The organism is Streptomyces sp. NPDC014894, from assembly GCF_043080985.1.
Lineage (GTDB): Bacteria > Actinomycetota > Actinomycetes > Streptomycetales > Streptomycetaceae > Streptomyces.
The window spans coordinates 81,217-106,384 of the sequence record NZ_JBIBWD010000005.1 but is presented as its reverse complement, the minus strand read 5'-3'; the positions used below and the strand labels follow the sequence as shown (position 1 = coordinate 106,384).

Genomic DNA, 25,168 nt, shown 5'->3' with positions numbered 1-25,168 from the left:
ATGCGCCCGGTACAGTCCACCCCTGTGACCGCACCCGCACGACTGGCAGACATAGCGGCCCAGGCGGGGGTCAGCGAAGCGACGGTGAGCCGCGTCCTCAACGGGAAGCCCGGAGTCGCCGCGACCACCCGTGAGGCCGTCCTCGCCGCACTCGACGTCCTCGGCTACGAGCGTCCGGTACGGCTGCGCCGGCGCAGCGCGGGCCTGGTCGGACTGATCACACCGGAGCTGGAGAACCCGATCTTCCCCGCCCTGGCGCAGGTCATCGGACAGGCGCTGACCCGCCAGGGCTACACCCCCGTGCTCGCCACCCAGACCCCGGGCGGGTCCACGGAGGACGAGCTGACCGAGATGCTGGTGGACCGGGGGGTGTCGGGGATCATCTTCGTCTCCGGGCTGCACGCGGACACCACGGCCGACATGCGGCGCTACGACCAGCTGCGCGCCCAGGGCGTGCCCTATGTGCTGGTCGACGGCTTCTCGCCGAAGGTGAGCGCGCCCTTCATCTCGCCGGACGACCGGGCGGCGATGAAGCTGGCGGTGACGCATCTGGTCTCGCTCGGCCACACCCGGATCGGTCTGGCGCTCGGCCCGCGCCGCTTCGTGCCCGTGCTGCGCAAGATCGAGGGCTTCGTCCAGGTGGTCGGGGACCAGCTGGGTCTGGCGCCCGCCGTGATCGAGGCGGAGCTGATCCAGCACTCGCTGTACACCCTGGAGGGCGGCCAGGCCGCGGCTTCCGCGCTGATGGACCGGGGCTGCACGGCGGTGGTGTGCGCCAGCGACATGATGGCGCTGGGGGCGGTCCGGGCGGCGCGGCAGCGCGGTCTGGAGGTCCCGGACGACATCTCGGTGGTGGGGTTCGACGACTCCCCGCTGATCGCCTTCACCGATCCCCCGCTGACCACGGTCCGCAAGCCGGTCCCGGCGATGGGCCAGGCCGCGGTGCGGACCCTGCTGGAGGAGATCCAGGGCGATCCGGCCCCTACGGGTTCGAACGGGTCGGCGGCCCCGACGTACGGCGAGTTCGTGTTCATGCCCGAGCTGGTGGTGCGCGGCTCGACGGCCTCGGGCCCCGGCGCGGGCCCGCGTTCCTGAGCGGGCTCCCCGGCCGGTCTCCCTCCTGTCCAGGAGGGGGACGGGTCCTCCGTAAGATGGAGCGGGTGCGACGTGAACCAGACCGAGGGATGATCAGTGGGTGGGCGCGCATCTGGCAGACTCTCGTCCCATGGGTGAAACGACCGTGAAGACTATGGAAGGCCGAACGGCCGCCAACCCGTCACCCATGGTGGACGAGGACGCCGGAGCCGCGCACGCGGCGCGCCGGGAGTCCGGCGGGGCGTCCGGGGGATCCACCCGATTCGCCCGGTTCAAGGAGCTGCGCTCCCCGCGCCGTCCGCGGATCTGGTTCGAGATCCTGCTGATCGCGGTCAGCTACTGGACGTACTCGCTGATCCGCAACGCGGTGCCCGAGCAGAAGGCCCAGGCGCTGCGGAACGCGGACTGGATCTGGGACGTCGAGAAGTCGATGGGCCTCGCGTTCGAGCAGTCGGTCAATCACGCGGTCAATTCGGTGACATGGCTGGTCGTCTCGATGAACTACTACTACGCGACGCTGCACTTCATCGTGACCATCGGTGTGCTGGTCTGGCTCTACCGATGGCACCCGGGCCGCTACGCGGCGGGCCGTCTGGTGCTCTTCGCCACTACAGGCGTGGCCCTGGTCGGTTACTATCTGTATCCGCTCGCGCCGCCTCGGCTGATGAACGGGCAGAATTTCATCGACACGGTCCTGGTCCACGAGACCTGGGGCTCGATGGCCTCGGGCGATCTGAAGAACATGTCGAACCAGTACGCCGCCATGCCCTCGATGCACATCGGCTGGTCCCTCTGGTGCGGACTGATCATCTTCGCGGTGGCCTCCACCCCGTGGGCCAAGGTGCTGGGGCTGCTCTACCCGGCGGCGACGCTGGTGGTCATCGTGGCCACCGCCAATCACTTCTGGCTCGACGCGGTCGGCGGGATCATCTGCCTCGGCTTCGGCTTCGCGGTCTCCTACGCCTGGTACGCGGCCCTGCCCCATCAGCTGCCGAGGATCCCCGAGCGGGAGACCCGGCGGCGGGGACTGCGGCCGGCCGAGGCGTAGGGGCTTCCCTCCGGATCTCGCCGGGCGTCCGCCCCCGCCGACGGCGGAGGCGGGGGCGGACGGGGCTCCCCGGAATCGGCGGCGCGGGACGCGCTCCCGGGCCGGAGGAGCGGGACGCTCCCCTCGGGTCAGAGGAGCGGGACGGCGGTCCGGGGCGCCGGGGCGGGGTCCTGGCAGAATTCGGCGTCGACGACGCCTCCCATGCCCTCGCTGCTGACGTTGTAGGCGACCGTGTGCCGGCCGTCGCCGGTGGTGACGGCCTCGGTGACGGCGCCCGGGGTGCCCCCGCTGTGGCTCCACAGGGTGGCGTCACAGCTGTTGCGGACGGTGTAGATGCCCAGGCCGTAGCCGGAGTAGAGCTGGTCGTCCGGGGTGGGGATCGTCGTCTTCATCGCGTTGAGCTGCTTCTTCGGGAAGAGCTTGCCGCGCATCAGGGAGCTGAGGAAGCGGTTCAGATCCTTGGTGGTGGAGATCATGTCCCCGGCGGCCCAGCCCCAGGACATGTTGTGCGCGGTGACGTCGTACAGCTCGGTCGCGGACTGGTCGCCCAGGCCCGAGTAGTTCCGCGCGCTGGGCCTCGGCAGCCGCGGATCGTTCTCGGGGAGGCTGGTGGAGCGCAGTCCGAGCGGTTGGAGGATCCGCTCGCGGACCTCGCTCTCATAGGTCTTCCCGCTGATCTTCTCGATGATCAGCCCGGCCAGGATGTAGCCGGTGTTGGAGTACGAGTGGCGGGTCCCGGGCGCGAAGTCGGGCCGGTGCGCCAGGCCGACCTTCACCAGGTCCAGCGGCGCGTGGGTGTCGTAGCGGTGGGTGAGGAAGCCCGGCGCGGTCAGGTTCTTCCGGGCGAACTCCGGGTCGCTGGTGTAGTTGAAGAGCCCGCTGGAGTGGTTGAGCAGCTGGCGTACGGTGATCCGGCGGCCGTCGTTGCCGTTGCCCCGGACGACGCCGGGCAGCCACTTCTCCACCGAGTCGTCGAGGCTGAGTCTGCCCTCGGCCTCCATCTGGAGAAGCACCGTCGACACGAACGTCTTGGTGACGCTGCCGATCCGGAACCGGTCGTTCGCCCCGCGCGGGGCGCCGGTGTTCAGATCGCGGACCCCGGCGGTGCCCTGCCAGAACCCGTCCTTGTCCCGCACCCCGGCGGTGACACCGGGCATTCCCGCCTTCACCAGGGCGTCCAGCGCCCGCTGGGTCGCCTCGCGCTCCTCGCCGGCCGTGCCGCCGGACTCGGTCCGGGCCTGTGCCGGGACGGTGAACGCGGTGACGGCCACCGCCGCCGCGACCAGCCCCACCACACCCGTGCGACCTATTCGCCCTGCTCGACCTGCTCGACCTGCTGACATCCCGTCCTCCTCGAATCGTCCGCCGCGCGCACCGCGGTCGCCGCGCGCGCTCCCGGCGCGCCCCCGCCCGCTGTGCCGCGGGGGTGCGCCGGAGTCACCCGTGATGACCCTGTGCAGCCCTGCGGTGGTTGAGAGACGTACGACCCTTGGCCTGAAGTGACCGGGTCGCCGGCGCGGCCGCGAGCGCCCCCGGGGTCGATTCCGGGGGCGGTGGCCGGCCGGGCCGGTCAGCGGCCGAGGAGGGTGAGCACCTCGGGCCAGGTCTCGGCGCGGGCGCGGGCGTCGGCCGGGCGGGCGCCGCCCAGGGAGTAGAAGTCCTGGAGGTCGTCGGCCCAGGTGAAGGTGGACCGGGGCATGTGCGGATAGGAGCCGACGGCGTGGCCCGCTTCGTCGTGGATGAGGGCGCGGTGGGGCTCTCGGGTGTCCCGGCGGGCGGCGATGGACTTCGAGAACTCACGGGTGTCCCAGAGGGTGTCGTCGCCCCCGGCTATCGCGAGGACCGTGCCGCGCACCCGGTCGTAGGGGATGAGGGACTTCGTGACGAGGGGCTTGCCGCCCCGGGTCCAGGCGGGCTTCCCGTACTCGGGGAAGCCGCCCTCGATCCGGTCGCTCGGGGCGTACAGCACCACGTCGCGGACCAGGTCCGGGTAGTGCTGGGCCAGCAGTTGGGCCGGTTCGGTGCCCCGGGAGGTCCCGATGGCCACCACCCCGCCGGGCTTCGCCCAGGGCTGCTCCGCCGCCAGCCGGGCGGCGGCGGCGAAGTACTCCAGCGGGATGTTCGCCAGCCGCTCCGGGAGCCCGTCGCAGCCGAAGTAGCAGAGGGAGAGCGTGGGGTGGCCCCGGGAGGCGAGGAGGGCGGCGTCGGCCCGGGTGCTGAAGCCGCCGCCCTCGGAGCCGCCGAAGATCAGGACCGGCGCTCGCTCCGGAGCGCCCTCGGGCGGCTCGTAGATCCGTCCGGAGACCTTGTCCCGGCCGGCGAAGAGAGCGCGCGAGCGGACGCCGTCGGCCATCCGGACCCGGGTGACCTCGCGCTCGGCGACGGTCCCCCGGTCCGAGGCGACCGTGAGGCGCACGGTGTACGAGCGCTGCTTGTCCGGGTGGCTCAGCTCGAACGACCTCTTGGCCGCGTCGGCGCCGGGCGGCGGCGCCATGGACCAGAAGAGCCCCATCCCGTCGACGGTCCGATAGGTGCCCGAGGCCGGCTGGGCCTCGGTGAGGTCGACGACGCCCTTCGGGTCCGCCGTGAACGCGGCCTTCCCTCTCCATGTGCCGTTGACGTCGTCGGACTCGGAGCCGACCGTGACCTTCTCACCCGCGCGCAGCCCGGTGACGCGGATCCGGATCGACTCGTCCACGAGCGCGGTCGGTCGGTCGACCTCGATGACCGCGCTGCCGCCGCCGTCGCCCTCGGCCCCGCTGCCGCTCCCGTTGCCATTGCCATTGCCGTTCCCGGACGAACAGCCCGTCGCCAGCAGAGCGATCGCCAGCAGTCCCACCAGCCCCTTGGGCCCCCTGTTTCCCATGGTGGGATTCTGCGGCAGAGGGGCCGGGGGAGAAAGAGCCGATCACGTAATCGCCCTGATCAGGCCCGGTGCACCACCCTGCCCGCCGTCACCGTGAGCACCACCGGGGCCTCGGCCAGTTCGTCGGGCGCGGCCGTCACCGGGTCGATCGCGAGGGCCGTCAGATCGGCGCGGAAGCCGGGGGCGATCCGGCCCGCGACGTCCCGCTCCCCCGCCGCCAGGGCCGCGTGGGAGGTGACGCCCTCCAGGGCGGCCAGGCCGGTCAGCCCCGATCCGGCGGCCGCGCCGCGCGGGACGCGGGCCCGGGCGAGCACCCGGCGGGCGTCGAAGGGGGCGATCGGCCAGTCGGAGCCCAGCGCCAGCACCGCGCCCGCGTCCCGGAGGTCGCGCAGCCGCCAGGCGCGCGAGGCCCGTTCGGCGCCGAGCCGCTTCGACCACTCGTCGCCGTGGTCGGCGCGGGTGAAGTCGGCGTGCGGGGGCTGCATGGAGGCGGCGACGCCGAGCCGGGCGAAGCGCGGCAGCTGGCTGTCGGGGACGGTCTCGATGTGCTCGATCCGGTGCCGGGGGCCGCCGGGCCCGAGGCTCTCCACGGTGTCCAGGACATGGCGTACCGCCGCGTCGCCGATGGCGTGGGTCGCGGTCGCCACCCCGGCGGCGTGGAGCGTCCGCACCGCCTCGCTGTACGCCTTCGGGTCCGGCCAGAAGGCGTCGGCGCCCTCGCCGTGGCAGTCGGGGCGCTCCAGCCAGGCCGTACCGCCCTCGACGGTGCCGTCCATGAAGAACTTCACCCCGCCGACGCGCCAGGCGCGTCCGCGCTCGCGCTGGAGGGCGACGAGGGCGTCGAGTTCGTCCGCCCCGGCCCCCGGCATGCACCAGGGCGCGAGGCGCAGCCGCACGGGGAGGTCGCGCTCGGCCTCGACGGCGGCGAGCAGGCGCGTGGCGTCGTCGCCGAGGTCCATGACGTGCGCCGAGGCGATTCCGGTGGCGGCCATCGCGGTGAGCAGTTCAGCCAGCCGGGCGGCGCGGGCCGCGTACGGGGCGCGCGGCAGCACGGCGGAGACCGGCTCCATCGCGGCGTGCTCGATGAGATGGCCGGTGGGGCGTCCGGCCGCGTCGCAGACGATCCTGGCGCGCTGGTCGAAGGAGCGGGGTCCTTCGATGCCCGCGCGGCGCAGCGCGGCACGGCTGACGAGCGCCGAGTGGCCGTCGTAGAGCCGGAGATACGCGGGCGCGCCGCCGACGGCCTCCTCGATGAGGGAGTGGTGGGGCGGGCGGCCCTCGAAGGCGTTGTGGTCGAGTCCGTGGGCCAGGATCCAGCCGTCGGCGCGGTCGGCGGCGCGGAGCGCGGCGCGGAGTCCCGCCAGGTCGGTGACGGCGGAGAGATCGGTCCCGGCGGTGAGTTCCAGGCCCCAGACGGGGTGGGTGTGGGCGTCGGTCCAGCCGGGGGTGAGCGCGGCCCCCGCCAGGTCGACCGTCTCGGTGCCGGGCCCGCGCCACTCCCGGACGTCCGCCGCGTCCCCGACGGCGGCGACCAGCCCGTCCTTGACGGCGACGGCCGTGGCCAGGGGCCGGTCCGGGTCGAGGGTGCGGACCTGGGCGCCGGTCAGTACGAGGTCGGCTGCGGGCACGGGAGGCTCCTGTCGTGAGGATCGGCCCTCGCGGGCCGGGGAATCGGGCCGGGGAATCGGGCCGGGGGCCCGTCGGGGACGGGGACGGGGAGGGGGTACGGGTCGCGTACGGGCGCGGGATGCGGGGCGGGCCGGGGACGCGGTCGGCGGGGATGTCGGCGGAGGCGGGCGGAGGCGGGCGGACACGGGCGGGGAGCACCGGGCAGGGACGGGCCGTGGTCCGGGCCGGGCGGGCCGGGAAGGGGGCCGCGTACGGGATACGGGGTCCGGGCGCGGGAGGCGGGGCGCGTCGGGGGGCGTGGCCGGAGTCGGTCGACGGAGCCGGATCCGGGCGGGCCGTGGTCCGGGCCGGGCGGGGTGCGAGGCGTGGGAGGCGGGCGGGCGCGGGGGATTCGGGTGGGGCCCGGGGGGCCGGGAGGTCGCGGTCATGGGCGGGAACACCCCCTCGCGGTCGCGGACGGCATGGCGGCGCCGCCCGGCGGCGGCGGCGCTAAACCTAAAGGCTTTCGGTTTTGGCAATGTAACCTCCGGCAGACGCGACAGGGAAGACGTGACGGGAAGAGAACGCACCATGGGACGGCCGCGCACACCACTCATCGACCGGCAGCGCATCACCTCGGCGGCCCTGCGGATCGTGGACGAGGAGGGCGAGTTCAGCGTTCCGGGGATCGCCCGGAGCCTCGGCGTCCGGACCGCGTCGCTGTATCACCACGTGAACGGCCGGGACGGCGTCGTGGAGCTGATGCGCGAGCGGATCTGCGAGGCGATCGACGCCTCGGCGCTCGGCGCCCGGCCCTGGGACGAGGCGATGGCCGCCTGGGCCCGGTCCTATCGGGCGGCCTTCGCCGCGCACCCCAGGGCGATCCCGCTGCTGACGGCCTCGCCGGTGCGCGCGCCGCGTGTGCTGGAGCAGTACGAGGCGGCCGTGGGGGTGCTGCTCGGCGCGGGGTTCGCCGAGCGGGACGTGCTGGTGGTGATCACCGCGCTGGAGAATCTGGTCCTGGGCTCGGCGCTGGATCTGGCCGCCCCGGAGTCGATGTGGGAGCCCGCGGACGGCGGCTCGGCGACCCCGGGGCTGGCGCGGGCGCTGGCGGCGGCCCCGCGCGAGCGCGCGGACGCGGCCTTCGAGCTGGCGCTGGGTGCGTGTCTGGACCGTTTCCGGACACTGATCGGATAGGCGCGCCGCGCCTGCACCGCCGGGCGGGGTCGGGACGCGCGCCGGGCTCAGTCGCGCCGGGCCCGGGCGGCGAGCAGCGCGGGCAGCGCGCACGGCACGAGCAGCAGCAGGAAGGCGGCGGCGTATCCGGAGGAGTCGGCCGCGCCGCTGCCGACGAAGGCGTTGAACAGGGCCGAGGAGAGTCCGAGGACGGCGATCTGGCCCAGGTTCTGGCTGGTCTGCATCGCGCTGCTGGCGTGCCCCAGCCGCTCGGCCGGGCTGTGCGCGAGCGAGAGCACGGTGAGCGCCGGGGCGAGCAGCCCCATGCCGAGCGCCGCGACGACCATGGACGAGCCGGCGACGGGCGCGGGCATCGAGGGGAGCGTGCCGACGGCGGCGGTCACGACCGCCGCGGCCATCAGCAGCGAACCGGCCACGACCAGCCGGTGGCGGGGGCAGCGCTCCATCCGGCCCTGCGCCCAGGAGGCGGCGGCCCAGGCGACGGCGGCCCCGGTGAAGGCCAGTCCGATCGCCGGGGGCGACACATCGCGGCCGGTGACGAGCATCAGCGGGACCAGGGCCTCCAGGCTGAAGAACACCCCGGACGCCAGGCCCCGCAGCAGCACGGTGACCGGCAGACCTCGGGCCGCCCGCCAGGTGCCCGGCGGGAGCAGCCGGGGCACGAACACGACCAGCACGGCGAACCCGCCCACGGCGAAGAGCAGATGGCGGCCGTCCCAGCCCGAGACGCCGTACTGCGCCAGCGCCGCGCCGAGGCTCACCGCCGCCGCGATCAGCAGCGGCGGGCGCGGCTGCCGGTCGGCGGGCGGCGCGGGAGGGGCGGACCGGTCGCCGCCGCGCAGCCGGGCCGCGACGACGAGCGCGGGCACGGCGGTGAGCGCGGCCAGGCCGAAGAACATCTCGCGCCAGGACCACCAGGAGACGACCAGCCCGGCCAGCGGCGGGCCGATCAGTGAGGGAACGATCCAGCAGGTGCTCATCAGGGCGAGCGCGCGGGGGCGCAGCCGGTCGGGGTAGACCTGTCCGATGGCGGTGTTGACCGCCACCGCGACCATTCCGGCGGCCAGTCCGTCCAGGAACCGCCCGGCGGCCAGCTGCCAGACGGAGGTGGCGGCCCCCGAGACCAGCAGGGTGACCACGGCCAGCGCCATGCCCGCCGCCAGCGGTCGGCGCGCGCCGCCGCGGTCCGCCCAGTGCCCGCCCAGCACCCCGCCGAGCAGGCTCGCGGCCACGAAGGCCCCCGCGACCAGCGGGAAGAGCGCCACCCCGTCCAGGTCGCGGGCGGCCGTCGGCAGGGTGGGGATCACGGCGAGCGCGGCGAGTCCGGTCAGGAACATCACGGCGGCGAAGCTGGAGGTGGCGGCGGCGTACGTCCCGGAGAACAGACCGTCGCCGCCGCCGTCCGACGTCTTCGCCGCCCGCTCGTCGGCGACCGCCGGCGTCGGCGCGGCGGGCTCCGTAGGGCCGGGGCCGGGCGGGACGGGCGGTCCTGTCGGATCATCGGTCACGAGCGCACAAGCTATGCGCGCCGCGCGCCCGGGTGCCACCGGATTTCCCGCGCCCCGGGTTTCCCGCGCCCCGGACGGACCGCCGCCCGCCGGGCCAGGGGCCGCCGCCGCGCACGGTCGCCGCGCACGGTCGTCGGGCACGGCGTCGGACGTACGGCGGCGGCCTCCCGCGGGAACGGCGGGCGTCGCCCCGGACCCGTACCCGGAGGAGCGAAGGGGACCCGAGGACCGGAGGACCGGGACGTACGGGACCCGAGGACCGGGACGTACGAGGCCGGGGCCGCCCTCAGGCGTCGTAGAAGAGGGCCTCCATCACGGCGCGGGCGCGGCGGGTGGTGCGGCGGTAGTCGTCGAGCATGTCGCCGAGATGGCCGGGCCCGTAGCCGAGATAGCGGCCGAGGGCGGCGAGTTCACGGCCGTCGGAGGGGAAGGTGTCGCCGGCCCGGCCGCGTACCAGCATCACGCCGTTGCGGACCCGGGAGGCGAGCACCCAGGCCTCGTCGAGGATCTGGGCGTCCTCGGTGGCGATCAGCCCGGCCCGGTGGGCGGCGGCGAGGGCGCGGCGGGTCCGGGTGGTGCGCAGACCGGGCTCGGCCCAGGCGTGGCGCATCTGGATCAGCTGGACCGTCCACTCGACGTCGCTGAGCCCGCCCCGGCCCAGCTTGGTGTGGAGGGTCGGATCCGCGCCGCGCGGCAGCCGCTCGGACTCCATCCTGGCCTTGAGCCGGCGGATCTCGCGCACCGCGTCCTCGCCGAGGCCCTCCGCCGGATAGCGCAGCGGGTCGATCAGTTCGATGAAGGCGGCCCCCAGCTCCCGGTCGCCCGCCATCGGTTCGGCCCGCAGCAGCGCCTGGCTCTCCCACCCCAGCGACCAGCGCCGGTAGTAGGCCCCGTACGAGGCGAGCGTCCGGACCAGGGGGCCGCTCTTGCCCTCGGGCCGCAGATCCGCGTCGATGAGCAGCGGCGGGTCGGCGGTGGGCAGCTGGAGCAGCCGCCGCATCTCGGTGACGACGGCGTTCGCCGCCCGCCCGGCCTCCTGCTCGTCCACGCCCTCGCGCGGCTGGTGCACGAAGAGGACGTCCGCGTCGGATCCGTACGCCAGCTCGTGCCCGCCGAAGCGGCCCATGCCGATGACGGCGAACCGGGTCGGCAGCTCGTCGCCCCACTGTTCGCGTACGGCGGCCCGCAGCGCGCCCGCGATCGTCGCCGCGTTGAGATCGGTGACCGCGTTGCCGACCCGGTCCGCCAGGGCCCCGATATCGGCCTCGGCCGGGCTCTCCTCGGTGCCGTACGAGCCGATGAGATCGGCCGCCGCGGTCCGGAACAGCTCCCTCCGGCGTACGCCCCGGGCCACCGCGACCGCGGTCTCGGCGCTGCTCTGCCGGCCGACCGCGGCCAGCACCTCCGGCTCCAGGTGTTCGCGGGTGCGCGGTTTCAGCCCGCCGGGGTCGCCGAGGATGGCGACGGCCTCCGGGGCCCGCAGCAGCAGATCGGGGGCGAGCCGGCCCGCCGACAGCACCCGGGCGAGATTTTCGGCGGCCGCGCCCTCGTCGCGGAGCAGCCGCAGATACCAGGGCGTCTTGCCGAGCGCGTCCGACACCTTGCGGAAGCCGAGGAGTCCGGCGTCCGGGTCGGCGGAGTCGGCGAACCAGCCCAGCAGCACCGGCAGCAGCGTCCGCTGGATGGCGGCCTTGCGGCTGACGCCGGAGGCCAGCGCCTCCAGATGGCGCAGGGCGGCGGCCGGGTCGGCGTAGCCGAGCGCTTCGAGCCGCGCGCGGGCGGCGTGGGTGGAGAGCCGGGTCTCGCCGGGCGTGAGCTGGGCGACGGCGTCCAGCAGCGGCCGGTAGAAGAGCTTCTCGTGCAGCCGGCGGACGACGGAGGCGTGCCGCCGCCATTCGCGGTTCAGCTCGAAGACGGGGTCCATGCGCAGTCCGAGGGAGCGCCCGAGCCGCCGCAGATCGGCCGGGTCCTCGGGGACGAGATGGGTGCGGCGCAGCCGGTAGAGCTGGATGCGGTGCTCCATGGCGCGCAGAAAGCGGTACGCGTCGTCCAGCTGGCCCGCGTCGGCCCGGCCGACATAGCCGCCGGCGGCGAGCGCCTGGAGCGCGTTGAGCGTGCTGCCGCTGCGCAGGGCGGGATCGCTGCGGCCGTGGACGAGCTGGAGGAGCTGGACGGCGAATTCGACGTCCCGCAGCCCGCCGGGGCCCAGTTTCAGTTCCCGCTCGATCTCGGAGGGCGGGATGTTGTCGATGACGCGGCGGCGCATCTTCTGTACGTCGGGGACGAAGTTCTCGCGCTCGGCGGCCTGCCACACCAGCGGGGAGACGGCGTCGACGTACTCCTGGCCGAGGGCCGGGTCCCCGGCGACGGGCCGCGCCTTCAGCAGGGCCTGGAACTCCCAGGTCTTGGCCCAGCGCTGGTAGTAGGCGAGATGGCTGGAGAGGGTGCGCACCAGCGGGCCGTTGCGCCCCTCGGGCCGCAGATTGGCGTCCACCGGCCAGATGGTGCCCTCGACGGTGGTTTCGGAGCAGATCCGCATCAGATGGGAGGCGAGCCGGGTCGCGGCCTGGATCGCCGGGTTCTCCTCGGCCCCGCCGGCCGGTTCGGCGACGAAGACGACGTCCACGTCGGAGACGTAGTTCAGTTCGTGGCCGCCGCACTTGCCCAGCGCGATGACGGCGAGGCGGCACAGCGCCGCGTCCTCGGGCGCGGCGGTGCGGGCGATGGCGAGGGCGGCGCGCAGCGTCGCGGTGGCGAGGTCGGCGAGTTCGGCGGCGGCCTCGGCGACGTCGGTGGTGCCGCAGACGTCGCGGGCCGCGATGGCGAGCAGACAGCGCCGGTAGGCGATCCGCAGCGACACGGGGTCGTCGGCGTCGGCGAGGCAGTGCTCGAACTCCTCGACGCCGGGGTGGAGATCCGACGCCTCCCAGGTGACGAGGGTCCGCCAGTCGCCGGGGTGCCGGGCGAGGTGGTCGCCGAGGGCCTCGGAGGCCCCGAGGACGCCGAGGAGCCGGTCGCGGAGGGGTTTGGCGGTGATGAGGGTGTCGAGGAGGGCGCGCCGTTCCTCCTCTGACTGCGCCTCCACGAGCCGGGTCAGGCCGCCGAGCGCGAGATCGGGATCGGCGGCCGCGCCGAGCGCGTCGAGGAGGACGGGGTCGTCGTGGACGGACGCCATCGCGGGGAGGTCGAGGAGGCCCTGTGCGGCCCCCGGGTCGGTGAAGCCGTACCGGACCAGCCGGGTGAAGGTACTGCTTCTGCGCCCCGGTGCCGCCGTCATTGCCGCCGTCTCCTCGTCGTGCTGTGTGGTGCTGTGTCCTGCGTCCTGCTGAGTCCTGCTGTGCCGGCCGTGTGGTGCTGTGCCGTGCTGTGTCCTGCTGTGCCGTACCGCGCCGGCCGTGCTGTGCCGCGTCGTGCCGATCCGCGTCGTGCCGATCCGCTCGGCGCGCCGCCCGGGTCCCTGTTCCGCCCTGCGATCAAGGCCGGTGGAATCGAGACTAGTCGCAGGGAGGAACCGCCGATGGAAATGATCGTCCGCCGACCGATGAGTACCGGCCGTCCCGGCGGTCAGCAGCACGACGACGTTTTCTGCCCGGAAAGGCACCGCCTATGTCCGACATCACACCGACCACCACCCTGGACTCCCGCTACAGCGAAGTGCGGGCCACCGCCACGGACTGGTCGGAGGCCGTACGGCGGCTGACCGCCGCCGAGATCTTCTGGCTCTCGACGGTACGCCCCGACGGCCGCCCGCACGTCACCCCGCTGATCGCCGTCTGGCTGGACGGGGCGCTGCACTTCTGCACCGGGACCGAGGAGCGCAAGGCCGTCAATCTGCGGGCCAATCCCCAGGTGGTGCTCACCACCGGGACCGACAGTCTGAGCGAGGGCCACGATCTGGTGGTGGAGGGCGAGGCGGTCCGGCTGACGGACGAGGAGCGGCTGCGGGCGCTGGCCGCCGCGTACCTCGCCAAGTACGGCGAGGACTGGATCTTCACCGTCGAGGACGGCGTGTTCGTCGGCGACGGCGGGCCCGCCGAGGTGTTCCGGGTGGAGCCGGTCACGGTCTTCGGATTCGCCAAGAATCCGTACGGTCAGACGCGCTGGCGATTCACCCGTGAGTAGTGCTCACCGAAGGGGTTTCCCATGGAAATGACACTTGAGGTCGTCACCGTGCCGGTGGCCGATCCGGACCGGTCGAAGACGTTCTACGCCGAGGGCTGCGGATTCCGGCTCGATCTGGACCAGGAGGTCGCGCCGGGCGTCCGGGTCATTCAGCTGACCCCGCCCGGCTCGCGCTGTTCGATAGCCCTGCTCAGCGGGTTTCCCGAGCGTCCGGGGCAGTCGCCGACGGCTCCGGGCTCGCTGCGCGGCCTTCAGCTGTGCGTCACGGACCTCGCGGCGGCGCGCGCCGCGCTGGTCGGGCGCTCGGTGGAGGTGAGCGAGATCCAGCACGTCGGTCCGACGGGCTGGGAGGAGGGTCCGGGCGGCGAGTGGAACTCCTTCCTGTTCTTCGAGGACCCCGACGGCAACGGCTGGTCGGTGCAGGAGGCTCCGTCGCCGCTGTCCGAGCGCTGACGGCGTCCGGCCGGTGCGGACGGGGGAGGCGGGCCGTACCGCCCCGCCTCCCCCGTCCGCCGGGTCCGGTGACGGTCCGCCGGGTCCGGTCACGTCGTGCCGTCGCGTACGGTCGCACCGCCGGGTCCGGCCGCGTCGCGCCGTCGCGCGTACGGTCACACCGTCAGGTCCGCGTAGAGCGCGCCGTGGTCGGAGGCCTGGTTGGCCTTGGAGGTGACGGTGTCGAAGGACGGGAAGGTGTTGGGCGCCCAGACGCCGCGCCGCTCCACGTCCACCGTCTCGACCCGCTTCCACAGCTCGGGCGAGAGCAGCAGATAGTCGATCTTCTGCTTCACCGACTGGCCCGTGCCGTAGGTGCCGGGAGCGCCGGTGTAGCCGCGGTGGCTCATGACGTCCTTCATCCGGGCGCGGAGCAGCAGGCCGATCGGCTCGCTGTCCGGGGTGTCGTTGAGGTCTCCGGCGACCACGACGCGCGAGGAGCGCTTCAGGGCGGCGGTGTAGATCTGCCGCACCCGCTGGGCCTGGAGCCTGCGCTTCTCGGCGCTCTCGGCGGGCTTTCCGTACCCCTTGCTCTTGAAGTGGTTGCCCAGCAGCCACAGCGGCTCGCCGTCCGGGAGCTGGATCTCGAACTCCGCGCAGTCCCGGCTGAAGAGCGGACGGGCGGGGTCGACGTCGAAGATGTGCGACCGCAGGGCGGTGACGGGGAGCCGGCTGAAGAGCCCGACGTCGATGCCCCGGCTGTCGTTCCCGTCGATGAGCAGATTGAACGGATAGCGGCCCGCGCCCTGCGCGGCCAGCACCTGGGCGTTGAAGCGGTGCAGGGTGAGCCGGTCCTCCACCTCGACGGTGAGCAGGATGTCGGCGTCGATCTCGGCGATCACCCGGGCGGTGTTGTGGACGGCCTCCTGGTCGACGTCGTCGCGGACGAGTTCGGCCCAGCCCACCCAGCCGGTCCGGCCCTCGGCGACGATCTCGACGGCGCCGCCCTTCCTGACCTTGTAGAGCTTCGCGCCGCCCTTGGTCTCGTTGACCAGGATCGGTCGCGTCTTCGACTGCGCGCTCGGGACGTCGTACTTCTCCAGCAGCGCGGCGATGCGCTTCTTGTCGGCGGCCGTGTAGACGGCGTGGTCGAGGAGGGCGACGAGGGCCGCGAAGTCCTCCAGCGTCCTGCGGCGTTCGGCCGCGCCGGGCAGGGCGAACACCCGAGGTCTCCGGAAGAGGTTCTCGGCGTTGAACGTGGCGATCCGGACGGTCATGGCGCGCCTCCTCACGCGGCGCGGTTCTGCGCGGCCGACGGAGGGGAGGCGCCGCCGAGTCACGACCCGCCGACACCTCAATTCTCCGGTCGCCGACAAAGTCTGTCCAACGAGGGCCGGGGGCGCGCCCCCGGCCCCCGGGCGGGTCCGTGCCGGGGTGAGCCGGGTCGTACCGGATACGGGTCGGGTCGGACCTGGTCGGATCAGCTCGGGTCAGCTCTGGTCGAGTCGGGTCGGGTCGGACCTGGTCGGATCAGCTCTGGTCGAGTCGGGTCGGGGCGGGTCAGGTCTGGGGCGGCGGCTGGTCCTTGCGGCCCGTGCCGTACTGGTCCTTGAGCTTCTGCTGCCCCGTGTCGACATGGCCGCTGTACTTGCCCTGGGTCTTGGAGTCGAAGGCGTCGCCCGCCTTGTCCACACCCTTGTCGGCCTGGGCCTCATGGCCCTTCAGCATCCGCTTCAACTTGTCCATCACGGACATGGGGTCATCCCTTCAGCGCGGTTCCCCCCGCCTCTCCAGGGTCACCGCACACCCCGCGCTCCGCATCCCGGGAGCGAACCGGGCCGGGGGCGGCCGGGGTCCGTACGACGGAGTCCGTACGACGGACCGCCGGGGGCGGGGGCTGCCCCCGGCGGCGGGCCGCTGCTTGGATACACCCCGTGATATCTGTGAATCCCACGCTGCTGGAGCGGCTGGAGCGGTACTACGACGCGGTCCCCCGCTCCTCCGCGCGGGCCGAGGACTTCGGCCCGCTGACCCTTTTCCACCGCGAGGGCCCCGACTGGCCCTTCTACGCCCGCCCGGCGCTCGGCGGCCCGGGGCAGGTGACCGCCGCCGATGTGGACCGGGTCCGGGCCCGGCAGCGGGAGCTGGGCGTACCGGAGAGTTTCGAGTGGATGGCCGAGACCGCCCCCGCGCTGCGGGCCGCCGCCGAGGAGTCGGGGCTCACGGTCCATGAGCACCCCGTGATGGTGCTGGACCCCCGGGCCTCGGAGCCCGGCCGCGCCACGGCCCCGGAGCCGGACTCGGCCCCGGGCTCGGCCCCGGCGCACGTCGGCGGAGCGGTGGTACGGATGCTCGGGCCGGACGATCCGCTGCTCGGCAGCGCGCTGGCCGTACCGCATCTGGCGTTCGCCGCACCCGGCGGCCCGGCGGGCGCGGACGGCGCGCCCGGGGTCGCCGAGCTGGACCGGCTGGTACGGGAACGGGCCGGCGACGGGAGCGTGGAGCGGACGGCGGAGCGCGTACGGCGGGGGCTGACCCGGATCGCGGCGGCGGTGGAGGACGGCCGGGCGCTCTGCGCCGGGCAGCATCAGCCGGTGGGGACGGTGAGCGAGATCGTCGGCGTGGGCACCCTGCCGGCCGCGCGGCGGCGGGGCCTCGGGCTCGCGGTCACGGCGGCGCTGGCGGCGGACGCGCGGGCGGGCGGGGCGGAGACGGTGTTCCTCGCGGCCGGGGACGAGGACGTGGCGCGGCTCTACGCCCGGCTGGGGTTCCGGCGGACGGCCACGGCGCTGATCGCCGAACCGGACTCCTGACGGCGGGCGCGGCAGCGCGGGAGCCCGGCCTCAGGGCCCGGGCTTCAGGGCTTCAGGGCTTCAGGGCTTCAGGGCTTCAGGGCTTCAGGGCTTCAGGGCCACCAGACCGTAGATGTTGATGTCGGCGTCCGTCGCGTCCGCGATGGAGAGGTACTTGGTCCGGTCGATGTCCTCCAGGCCCTGGACATAGGCCGGTTCCGCCTGGGCCCGCGCGGTGTCGTCGGCGTGGTCCGGACGCCAGCGGTGCACCGGCACCACGCCGGGCTCGACGATGTCGAGGCCGTGGGCCCCCGCGAAGCCCGTGATCTCGTCGCGGGTGCGGAGCACGAAGGAGAACCCGCGCCGGCGGAAGGTCTCGGCCACCCTGCGGATCGGGGCCGGGTTGAGGTCCTCGGTGAGATGGCTCAGGACCAGGGCGCTGCCGGAGGGAAGCGCTCCGACGAGCCGGGCGACCGCGGCGGACGCCTCGTCGTCCTCCACGAAGTGCAGTACGGCGGCGAGCACCAGCGCGACGGGCCGGCCGAAGTCCAGGGTCCTGGCCGCCCCGCTCAGAATCGCCCCGGGGTCGCGCAGATCGGCGTGGAGGTAGTCGGTCCGGCCCTGGGGCCCGGTGGTGAGCAGGGCGCGGGCGTGGGCGAGGACCACCGGGTCGTTGTCGGCGTAGACCACCCGGGAGTCGGGGGCGATGCGCTGGGCGATCTGGTGGACGTTCTCCCGGGTGGGCAGCCCGGTGCCGATGTCGAGGAACTGGCGTAATCCGGCCTTGGCGGTCAGCTCGGTGACCGCGCGCCGCATGAAGTCCCGGTTGTGCCGGACGTCCAGATAGCCGCGCGGATTGGCGGCGAGCGCCGCCTTGGCCGCCTCGCGGTCGACCGGGTAGTTGTCCTTGCCGCCGAGGAAGACGTCGTAGACCCGGGCGGGGTGCGCCTTGGAGGTGTCGACGGTGCGGCTCGGCTCGGCGGAGGAGTGGACACGGGAATCGCCGCTCATGGAGACCGTCCCAGGGGTGATCGTCGAGAATTCACGATCACTCTAGCCCCGGGCGGGCCCGTGCACAGAAGGGCTGATGTCGTCAACTCCCTTGGTGATAAGGCGAGTTGACCTCCCCGTCGGCATCCGGACCCGGGGGCGGCGGCGCCGCTGTGACCCGGGCCCGGCCCCGGGTCACAGCACCGGCAGATTCTTGCGGAGTTCGAAGGCGGTGACCTCGGAGCGGTACTCCTCCCACTCCTGCTTCTTGTTCCTCAGGAAGAAGTCGAAGACGTGCTCGCCGAGGGTCTCGGCCACCAGCTCGCTGCGCTCCATGAGCGCGATCGCCTCGCCCAGGTTCTGCGGCAGCGGCTCGATGCCCATGGCCCGGCGCTCGGCGTCGGAGAGCGCCCAGACGTCGTCGTCCGCGCCGGCGGGCAGCTCGTACCCCTCCTCGATGCCCTTGAGCCCGGCCGCGAGCAGTACCGCGTACGTCAGATACGGATTGGCTCCGGAGTCGATGGAGCGGACCTCGACCCGGGAGGAGCCGGTCTTGCCCGGCTTGTACATGGGCACGCGGATGAGGGCCGAGCGGTTGTTGTGGCCCCAGCAGATGTACGAGGGGGCCTCGCCGCCCGCGCCCGCGCTGCGGGCCGAGCCGCCCCAGATGCGCTTGTAGGAGTTGACCCACTGATTGGTGACGGCCGAGATCTCCGCCGCGTGCCTGAGGAGGCCCGCAATGAAGGAGCGGCCGACCTTGGAGAGCTGGTACTCGGCCCCCGACTCGTAGAACGCGTTGCGGTCGCCCTCGAAGAGGGAGAGATGGGTGTGCATTCCGGAGCCCGGGTACTCGCTGAACGGCTTCGGCATGAAGGTGGCCTGGACGCCCTGCTCCAGCGCGACCTGCTTCATGACCAGGCGGAAGGTCATGATGTTGTCGGCGGTGGAGAGCGCGTCCGCGTACCGCAGATCGATCTCCTGCTGGCCCGGCGCGCCCTCGTGGTGGCTGAACTCCACCGAGATGCCCATCGATTCGAGCATGGTGATCGCCTGCCGGCGGAAGTCCATGCCGACGTTCTGCGGGGTGTGGTCGAAGTATCCGGAATTGTCGGCGGGGACCGGGCGGCTGCCGTCGAGCGGCTTGTCCTTCAGCAGGAAGAACTCGATCTCGGGGTGGGTGTAGAAGGTGAAGCCCAGGTCGGAGGTCTTGGCCAGCATCCGCTTGAGGACATAGCGCGGGTCCGCGAAGGAGGGCGATCCGTCCGGCATCAGGATGTCGCAGAACATGCGCGCGGTGCCGGGGGCCTCGGCGCGCCAGGGAAGGATCTGGAAAGTGCCCGGGTCCGGCTTGGCGATCATGTCGGACTCGTAGACGCGGGCGAAGCCCTCGATGGCCGAGCCGTCGAAGCCGATGCCCTCGTCGAAGGCCTGCTCCAGCTCGGCGGGGGCCACCGCGACCGACTTCAGGAAGCCGAGCACATCGGTGAACCACAGGCGCACGAACCGGATGTCGCGCTCCTCAAGCGTGCGGAGCACAAATTCCTGCTGCTTATCCATTTCCACCCAATCCTTGCTGGTCAAGCCGCCTGCTTCCCTGAGCATCCCATCCATGGGTTTCAGGCACATTGCGAACCCGGGCTGAGCCCATTGTGGGTCAGGGCTCCCGGGGAGACGACCCCGGAGGTCCCGGCTCCCCGGGAGGCCGCTCCGGGGCGGCGAAAAGGCGTCCCCGGGCCCGGTCCCGGGCCCTCGTCCGCCCCCGTATGAGGTGCGCGGCGGCTCCGCTCGCTACGATCTGCGCACATGGGGGGTTCGCCGCTCGGGCCGAGAGCCCGCACCGGGCGTCCCACGGCGCTGCTGAGCGCCGTGGCGACGTTCCTCGGCGCACTCTTCATCTGCCTCGGCCCGCCCGCCGAGCACCACGGCCGGCTGGTCACGCTGGCCCCCTCGGCGCAGCTGGTGCCCTCGTACTCCTGCCCGTTCGACGACGGCTCCTGCGGGCTGCTCCCGAAGACCGTCGCCGCCGTGCTCACCACCCCGCCGCCGGACGCCCCCGACACCGTCGAGGAGCGTCTGCCGCGCCCCGACCCGGCGGCCGGTCCCGGGGTGGCTCTCCGCACCCCGGCGCAGCCCCGCGCCCCCGATCTGCATGTCCTTCAGGTGCTGCGGACTTAAGGACGCTCCGCCCCACCCCGTTTGATCCCCCACTCTTCGACGAAGGACGACACCTCATGGCTTCCCGTAAGAACACCGACGACCGCCGCGCCCGAATAGAGGCCCTGCGCCGCGCCGAGCAGGCCCGCGAGCGCCGCAACCGGATCATCACCATCGCCGTCAGCGGCGTGGTGGTGGCGGGGCTCGTCGGCTTCGGCGTCTATGTGATCGACAAGCAGTCCGACAAGGAGGACAAGCGGGTCGCGCTGGCGAAGGAGCCGATCACCGCCGAGAAGTCCTGGGACCCGAAGAAGCTGGGCCGCAATCACGTCGACAAGGCGGTGAGCTATCCGCAGAAGCCGCCGGTCGGCGGCGACCACCACCAGGCGTGGATGAACTGCGACCGCAATGTCTACAAGCAGGCCATCCCGAACGAGAACGCCGTGCACTCGCTGGAGCACGGCGCGGTGTGGGTGTCGTACAACGACAAGGCCCCCGAGGCCGAGGTGAAGAAGCTTGAGGAGCGGGTCAAGGACACCTCGTACACGATGATCAGCCCGGTGAAGGACCAGGCTGATCCGATCATGCTCACCGCGTGGGGCAAGCAGGTCAGCGTGGACGACGCGAGCGACAAGCGGGTCACCCAGTTCTTCGAGAAGTACATCCAGGGTCCGCAGACCCCGGAGCCGGGCGCGGCCTGCACCAACGGCGTCAGCGGCACGTGATGGGGATGACGCGTACGCACTGGGCGTCCGCCACGGCGGTGGCGCTCGCGCTGCTCTTCGCGGGCGGGGCGACGCTGGCTTCGGCGGGCGACGGGGACGGCGGCGCGGGGCGGGCGGACGCCCCGACGGCGGAGTCGGCGGACGCCGGGTTCGCCCGGGACATGTCCGTCCACCATCAGCAGGCGGTGGAGATGTCGTTCGTCGTCCGTGACCGCACGGACGACGAGGAGGTGCGCCGGCTGGCGTACGACATCGCCAACACCCAGGCCAATCAGCGCGGCATGATGCTGGGCTGGCTGGATCTGTGGGGGCTGCCGAAGGTCGCCCCGGACGCCGAGCCGATGGCGTGGATGGCCGGGGACGGGAAGGATCCGCACGCCGGGCACTCCATGGCGAAGGCCGGGGAGGGCTCGCTGATGCCCGGCATGGCGACCGCCGATCAGCTGGCCCGGCTGGGCCGGCTGAGCGGGGAGAAGGCGGAGATCGAGTATCTCCAGCTGATGATCGTCCACCACAACGGCGGGGTCGACATGGCCGAGGGCTGTGTACGGCTCTGCACGGTCGGGCCGGAGCGGGAGCTCGCCCGGGGGATGGTGGACGCGCAGCGCTCCGAGGTCGAGCTGATGGTGGATCTCCTGCGCAAGCGCGGCGCCCAGGTCCGCACCTGACCCGCACCTGATCCGCCCGCGCCCGCCGCCCGGTCCGGGGCTACGGCCCCGGGGGCCGGGCGGCGGGCGGCTCGGGCGCGGGCCGTGCCCGGGGGGCCGGGCCTACGCCCCCCCCCGGGGGGCAGCGATCGGCTCGGGCGCGGGTCCCCAGGGGCCGAGGCCCGCGTACGGCCCGAGCGGGGGCCCGGGGCGCGGGGGGCCCGGGGCGCGGGGGACGCGGGCCGACGGGACGGGGGACGCGAGCCCGCGGGCTGTGCGCCGAGGCCCCGGCCGACGGGCATCCGCGGGCCGGGAGAAGGCGGCAGGTCAGGGGTGGGACCAGTGGAGGGCGGGTGGGCGGAGGGCGGCGCAGAGGGGCATGCCGTCGGGGTCGGTGAGGCCGAGGGTGGTCGTGACGGGGCCGCCGGAGGCGACGGCCGCGGCGGGCAGATCCGCGAGGAAGAGCTTGGCGCGCCGGAACATGGCGAACTCGCCGCCGGGCGGCAGCTCGCCCCAGGTGAGGTAGACGAAGCGCGTACCGCGCCGCCCCTGGACGTACGGCCCTCGGAAGTCGGTCGTGCCGTCGGCGGCGGCGAAGGTCTCGACCGGGATCTCGAAGAGCGCCTCGGCCGCGTCCGCCCGGACCAGCTGATCGGGCTCGCGGCCCCGCTGGACGCCCACGTGGATGTCCGTGAACTCGCCGCAGTCGGTCCCCGGCAGCTCCCGCCCGGTGATCCTCAGTACCAGTTCCGCCATACCGCCACCGCCCCTTTTCACCCGTTTGGCCTACACGGCTCGCTACTCCGTTCGGGCCGTCCGACGATGGGTTGGCCCGCGCACAAGCCGCTCTGAGGAGGCGCGCACGCCATGACCACCGCCAAGGACATCATGCACCCCGGGGCCCAGTGGATCCCCGCGCACGAGACGCTCGACCGGGCCGCGCAGCTGATGCGCGATCTGAATGTGGGCGCGCTGCCCATCGCCGACGCACAGGAACGCCTCAGCGGCATTCTCACCGACCGGGACATCGTCGTCGGCTGTGTGGCCATGGGCCACGACCCGGCCAAGGTGACGGCGGGCGAGATGGCGCAGGGCACCCCGCGCTGGATCGCGTCGGACTCCGGCGTCGAGGACGTCCTCCAGGAGATGGAGGCGCACCAGATCCGGCGGCTGCCCGTGATCGAGAACAAGCGGCTGGTCGGCATGATCAGCGAGGCGGACCTCGCCCAGCATCTGTCGGAGGAGCAGCTCGCCGGCTGGGCCGAGCGGGTCTACGCGAGAGGCTGAGCGAGTCCGTGCGCGAGACCGAACCGGTCTACGCGAGAGGCTGAGCGAGTCCGTGCGCGAGACCGAACCGGTCTACGCGAGAGGCTGAGCGAGTCCGTGCGCGAGACCGAGCCGGTCTACGCGAGGGGCTGAGCCGCCGGGCGCCGCGCGCCCCGGTCCTCGTCGCCCCTCGGCCGCGGAGCCTCGTCGCCGAGCACCGCGCGGGCGACCGCGTCCGGTGCGTCCAGCATCAGCAGATGCCCGGCCGGTGTGATCTCGCGGAAGCGCGCGCCGAGCGCCAGGGAGAGTTCCCGCTGCCGGGCCGTCCAGCGCCGTCCGCCGTCCGTCCCGGCGAGGACGGTCACCGGCGCTCCGGCGGGCAGCGGCCGGCGTTCGCGCAGTCCGAGGAGTTCGGCGGCCACCGCCTGGTAATGGGCGTTCTCCAGGAGGGCGCCCCTGACCACGCGCGAGGTGCTGTAGCAGCGGTGGACGAGCCCGGCGGGGGCCGGGTCGCCGCCGCCGGTCCGGCCGATCCGGATCGCGGCGCGCCGGGCGGCGGGCCCGAGCGCCGCGGGGACGCCCAGGGCGCCGAGCGCTCCGGCGGCGGCCCGGGCGGCCGCCGTGCGCAGCGCGGGGGCGGCGGGGACCCGGGCCTCCTCCTCGACGCTGGAGTCGACCAGGACGAGGGAGGCGGTACGGGCCGGGTGGAGCCGGGCGAAGGCCTCGGCGTGGAAGCCGGCGATCGAGTGCCCGACGACGGCGGCGGGTTCGTCCAGTCCGAGCGCGTCGAGCACCGCGGCGACGCGGTGGGCCTCGCCGGCGGCGGACGGCGGGACGAGCGCCGGGGCGCTGAGCCCGTGCCCGGGGCGGTCGAAGCGGACCACGGTGCGGTGCGGGGCGAGCAGGGGGACGACCGGGTCCCAGTCGAACCAGCTCAGCCCGAGCCCCGCGCTGAGCACACAGGGCGGTCCGCCGCCCTCGACGACCACATGGTGGGGCACTCCCCCGATCCGTACGAACATCACCGTGCCGCCTCACCCTTGCGCTCCCGCGCCAGGGACAGCGCGAGCAGTCCCAGCCAGACTGCCACGAACAGCACCTGGAGCCGCTGACCGGCTCCCAGTCCGTAGGTTCCGCTTCCGGCCTCGAAGGCGGCGACGGAGGCGAGGGTCCAGCCGGTGGCGGCGAGTTCGAGGGCGGCGAGGGCCGGGCCGAAGCGGGCGATCAGGGGCCATCGGCCGTGGCGGCGGGCCGCGACGGTGAGCGCGACGATGCCGATGATCGCGCCGGTCATGGCGAGGGAGGAGCTGACGGCGTGCGCCGTGTGGGTGGCGGGGACCAGCCCGGCGCCCTCCCGGGCGGCGCAGGCGGGATCGGCGGTGGGGGCGCAGCTGAGCGGCAGCCGGGAGTCGACGGCGGTCGCCGCGCCGAAGAGGGCGACCCCGCCCCAGCCGACGAGGTCCCAGGGCGCGCGCGGGGTGCGGGCGAGCGCCGCCTTCAGCGCCCAGAGCGCTCCGGCGAGGACGAGCAGTCCGGCGGTGAGGTCTGCGGAGCGGAAGAACACGCCGTAGGGCTGGTCTTCGGCGGCGAGCTCGCTGACATAGGTCTGGAGGGGGTCGAGGCCGGTGGGGAGGGCGACTTCGAGCAGCCAGGCGGTGTACACGAGCGCGCCGAGGGCTATCAGGACGGCGATCATACGACCCATAATCGCCGACTCGGCGCGAAACCCCTGGGGGCGGGGCCCGGGCCGGCACGGGCCTCCGGCGGGAGAACGGGCCCGCGGAGCGGCCCGCCCGCCGCTGCGGGGCGGAGCCGGGAGCCCGGCCGCGCGGGCCTCGGCGCAGGCCGGGCCCGGTCGCGGGTCCCGGCCGGGGATCCGGTGCGGCCGACCGCCGGTCCGGTCGTCCAGACCGGCGGTCGACCAGCGGTCCGGGGCGACCGGGATCACACACTCCTACCGGGTAGGGGTAAGATGCCCCACCATGGCGAAGGTCGAGGCGGTGCGGGGGCGGTGGTCGCCGCTGCTGCTGCTCGCCCTGCTGTTCGGCCTCGCCGGCATGCACACGCTGGGCCACCCGGCGGCGCACGGGTCCCCCGCCGCGTCCGAACCGCGGATCGCCGCCGTCGCCCTGGAGCACCGCGTACCGCACGCGCCGGGCCCGGCCGCCCCGGAGCACTCCACCGGGCACACACCGGGCCCAGCGATCGCTCCGGGCGCGCTGGAAGCACCGGGAGCACCAGCCAGGCCAGCCGCACAGGGCACACCAGCCTCACCAGACGCACTGGTCACACCCAACACACTCAACCCACCCGACGCACCAGAAGCCGCGATCCCGCCCGCCGCCGACCCGGCCGACCCTGCAGGCAGCCACGCCCACGGATCGACCGACTCCACCGGCTCCACCGGACCGAGCGGATCCACCGCCCCCGGCGGCCACGGCCTGGACCCGTCCACGGTCTGTCTGGCCGTGCTCGGCGTATGGGGCGCGGCCCTGCTCGGCGCCGTCCGGGCCTGGTGGCGCCGCCGGGCCGGGCACGGCCCCGCCCGCGCGCACGGCCTGCGGCCCGGCCCGGGCCCCCGCCCCCGTCCGCCGCCCCCTCGCACCCGCCTCACCCGTCTGTCGGTCCTGCGGATCTAGGGCCTCTCCTTCCGATCCCGCCGGGCTCGCACGCCTTGGTCCGGCCTGATCCAAGAGAAGGACCCCGGGCCCTCCCGTC

Annotated in this window: 23 protein-coding genes; 11 read left to right on the top strand and 12 right to left on the bottom strand. The window is 73.8% G+C overall.

Features of this window, described 5'->3' with window-relative positions:
• Both ACF089_RS14160 and ACF089_RS14155 read left to right on the top strand, forming a co-directional pair.
• The gene (locus tag ACF089_RS14160; RefSeq protein WP_392025900.1) at positions 1-1,095 is read left to right on the top strand and encodes a LacI family DNA-binding transcriptional regulator; all 1,095 of its coding nucleotides are present in this window, start codon (positions 1-3) and stop codon (positions 1,093-1,095) included.
• Between the two features lie 130 nt (positions 1,096-1,225).
• Complete coding sequence (locus ACF089_RS14155; RefSeq protein ID WP_392025899.1) at positions 1,226-2,143, top strand: phosphatase PAP2 family protein; 918 nt, start codon at positions 1,226-1,228, stop codon at positions 2,141-2,143.
• Positions 2,144-2,271: 128 nt separating this feature from the next.
• On the opposite strand, the gene ACF089_RS14150 is transcribed toward ACF089_RS14155, so the two are convergent.
• The 3 genes from ACF089_RS14150 to ACF089_RS14140 all read right to left on the bottom strand — a co-directional run bounded on the left by ACF089_RS14150 (position 2,272) and on the right by ACF089_RS14140 (position 6,637).
• Positions 2,272-3,486 (bottom strand): serine hydrolase domain-containing protein, encoded by a 1,215-nt coding sequence (locus tag ACF089_RS14150; RefSeq protein WP_392025897.1) that lies wholly within the window; start codon positions 3,484-3,486, stop codon positions 2,272-2,274.
• A gap of 227 nt (positions 3,487-3,713) precedes the next feature.
• A complete protein-coding gene (locus tag ACF089_RS14145) occupies positions 3,714-5,009 on the bottom strand; it encodes an acyl-CoA thioesterase/bile acid-CoA:amino acid N-acyltransferase family protein (protein WP_392025895.1) in 1,296 nt (431 codons plus the stop codon).
• A gap of 59 nt (positions 5,010-5,068) precedes the next feature.
• Positions 5,069-6,637 carry an amidohydrolase gene (locus ACF089_RS14140; RefSeq protein WP_392025893.1) on the bottom strand — a complete coding sequence of 523 codons (1,569 nt, stop codon included), beginning with the start codon at positions 6,635-6,637 and terminating at the stop codon, positions 5,069-5,071.
• A gap of 571 nt (positions 6,638-7,208) precedes the next feature.
• Between ACF089_RS14140 and ACF089_RS14135 the strand changes: the two genes are divergently transcribed.
• Positions 7,209-7,814 carry a TetR/AcrR family transcriptional regulator gene (locus ACF089_RS14135; RefSeq protein ID WP_392026440.1) on the top strand — a complete coding sequence of 202 codons (606 nt, stop codon included), beginning with the start codon at positions 7,209-7,211 and terminating at the stop codon, positions 7,812-7,814.
• Between the two features lie 47 nt (positions 7,815-7,861).
• On the opposite strand, the gene ACF089_RS14130 is transcribed toward ACF089_RS14135, so the two are convergent.
• Entirely contained in the window at positions 7,862-9,199 is a 1,338-nt protein-coding gene (locus ACF089_RS14130) for an MFS transporter (RefSeq protein ID WP_392026438.1), read from the bottom strand.
• Between the two features lie 409 nt (positions 9,200-9,608).
• Positions 9,609-12,599 (bottom strand): bifunctional [glutamine synthetase] adenylyltransferase/[glutamine synthetase]-adenylyl-L-tyrosine phosphorylase, encoded by a 2,991-nt coding sequence (locus ACF089_RS14125; protein ID WP_392025892.1) that lies wholly within the window; start codon positions 12,597-12,599, stop codon positions 9,609-9,611.
• Positions 12,600-12,928: 329 nt separating this feature from the next.
• On the opposite strand from ACF089_RS14125, the gene ACF089_RS14120 reads away from it, so the two are divergent.
• Complete coding sequence (locus ACF089_RS14120) at positions 12,929-13,444, top strand: pyridoxamine 5'-phosphate oxidase family protein (protein ID WP_392025890.1); 516 nt, start codon at positions 12,929-12,931, stop codon at positions 13,442-13,444.
• Positions 13,445-13,465: 21 nt separating this feature from the next.
• Positions 13,466-13,897 (top strand): VOC family protein, encoded by a 432-nt coding sequence (locus ACF089_RS14115; protein ID WP_392025889.1) that lies wholly within the window; start codon positions 13,466-13,468, stop codon positions 13,895-13,897.
• Between the two features lie 155 nt (positions 13,898-14,052).
• On the opposite strand, the gene ACF089_RS14110 is transcribed toward ACF089_RS14115, so the two are convergent.
• Complete coding sequence (locus ACF089_RS14110; protein WP_392025888.1) at positions 14,053-15,153, bottom strand: endonuclease/exonuclease/phosphatase family protein; 1,101 nt, start codon at positions 15,151-15,153, stop codon at positions 14,053-14,055.
• Between the two features lie 283 nt (positions 15,154-15,436).
• The gene (locus ACF089_RS14105) at positions 15,437-15,631 is read right to left on the bottom strand and encodes an antitoxin (RefSeq protein ID WP_392025887.1); all 195 of its coding nucleotides are present in this window, start codon (positions 15,629-15,631) and stop codon (positions 15,437-15,439) included.
• A gap of 179 nt (positions 15,632-15,810) precedes the next feature.
• Here ACF089_RS14105 and ACF089_RS14100 point away from each other — a divergent pair, with 179 nt between their 5' ends.
• The gene (locus tag ACF089_RS14100; RefSeq protein WP_392025885.1) at positions 15,811-16,689 is read left to right on the top strand and encodes a GNAT family N-acetyltransferase; all 879 of its coding nucleotides are present in this window, start codon (positions 15,811-15,813) and stop codon (positions 16,687-16,689) included.
• 84 nt (positions 16,690-16,773) lie between these two features.
• Here ACF089_RS14100 and ACF089_RS14095 read toward each other — a convergent pair whose 3' ends face one another.
• Positions 16,774-17,679 carry an SAM-dependent methyltransferase gene (locus ACF089_RS14095; RefSeq protein ID WP_392025884.1) on the bottom strand — a complete coding sequence of 302 codons (906 nt, stop codon included), beginning with the start codon at positions 17,677-17,679 and terminating at the stop codon, positions 16,774-16,776.
• Positions 17,680-17,853: 174 nt separating this feature from the next.
• Positions 17,854-19,215 (bottom strand): glutamine synthetase family protein, encoded by a 1,362-nt coding sequence (locus ACF089_RS14090; RefSeq protein WP_392025883.1) that lies wholly within the window; start codon positions 19,213-19,215, stop codon positions 17,854-17,856.
• Positions 19,216-19,461: 246 nt separating this feature from the next.
• Here ACF089_RS14090 and ACF089_RS14085 point away from each other — a divergent pair, with 246 nt between their 5' ends.
• From ACF089_RS14085 to ACF089_RS14075, 3 genes are read left to right on the top strand one after another with little or no spacing between them, the layout of a single operon-like run.
• Positions 19,462-19,833 carry a hypothetical protein gene (locus tag ACF089_RS14085; protein WP_392025882.1) on the top strand — a complete coding sequence of 124 codons (372 nt, stop codon included), beginning with the start codon at positions 19,462-19,464 and terminating at the stop codon, positions 19,831-19,833.
• Positions 19,834-19,889: 56 nt separating this feature from the next.
• Positions 19,890-20,537 carry a DUF3105 domain-containing protein gene (locus ACF089_RS14080; protein ID WP_392025881.1) on the top strand — a complete coding sequence of 216 codons (648 nt, stop codon included), beginning with the start codon at positions 19,890-19,892 and terminating at the stop codon, positions 20,535-20,537.
• A gap of 5 nt (positions 20,538-20,542) precedes the next feature.
• On the top strand, positions 20,543-21,205 hold the full coding sequence (locus tag ACF089_RS14075; protein WP_392025879.1) for a DUF305 domain-containing protein: 663 nt from the start codon (positions 20,543-20,545) through the stop codon (positions 21,203-21,205).
• Positions 21,206-21,511: 306 nt separating this feature from the next.
• On the opposite strand, the gene ACF089_RS14070 is transcribed toward ACF089_RS14075, so the two are convergent.
• A complete protein-coding gene (locus ACF089_RS14070; RefSeq protein ID WP_392025877.1) occupies positions 21,512-21,940 on the bottom strand; it encodes a DUF5990 family protein in 429 nt (142 codons plus the stop codon).
• A 111-nt stretch (positions 21,941-22,051) separates the two neighbouring features.
• Between ACF089_RS14070 and ACF089_RS14065 the strand changes: the two genes are divergently transcribed.
• Entirely contained in the window at positions 22,052-22,471 is a 420-nt protein-coding gene (locus ACF089_RS14065; protein WP_392025875.1) for a CBS domain-containing protein, read from the top strand.
• Positions 22,472-22,587: 116 nt separating this feature from the next.
• On the opposite strand, the gene ACF089_RS14060 is transcribed toward ACF089_RS14065, so the two are convergent.
• Complete coding sequence (locus tag ACF089_RS14060; protein ID WP_392025873.1) at positions 22,588-23,472, bottom strand: alpha/beta fold hydrolase; 885 nt, start codon at positions 23,470-23,472, stop codon at positions 22,588-22,590.
• Entirely contained in the window at positions 23,472-24,146 is a 675-nt protein-coding gene (locus tag ACF089_RS14055; RefSeq protein ID WP_392025871.1) for a DUF998 domain-containing protein, read from the bottom strand. Before ACF089_RS14055 ends, ACF089_RS14060 begins: the two co-directional genes overlap by 1 nt.
• Before the next feature lie 286 nt (positions 24,147-24,432).
• Between ACF089_RS14055 and ACF089_RS14050 the strand changes: the two genes are divergently transcribed.
• On the top strand, positions 24,433-25,089 hold the full coding sequence (locus ACF089_RS14050; RefSeq protein ID WP_392025869.1) for a hypothetical protein: 657 nt from the start codon (positions 24,433-24,435) through the stop codon (positions 25,087-25,089).
• Positions 25,090-25,168 lie beyond the last annotated feature (79 nt).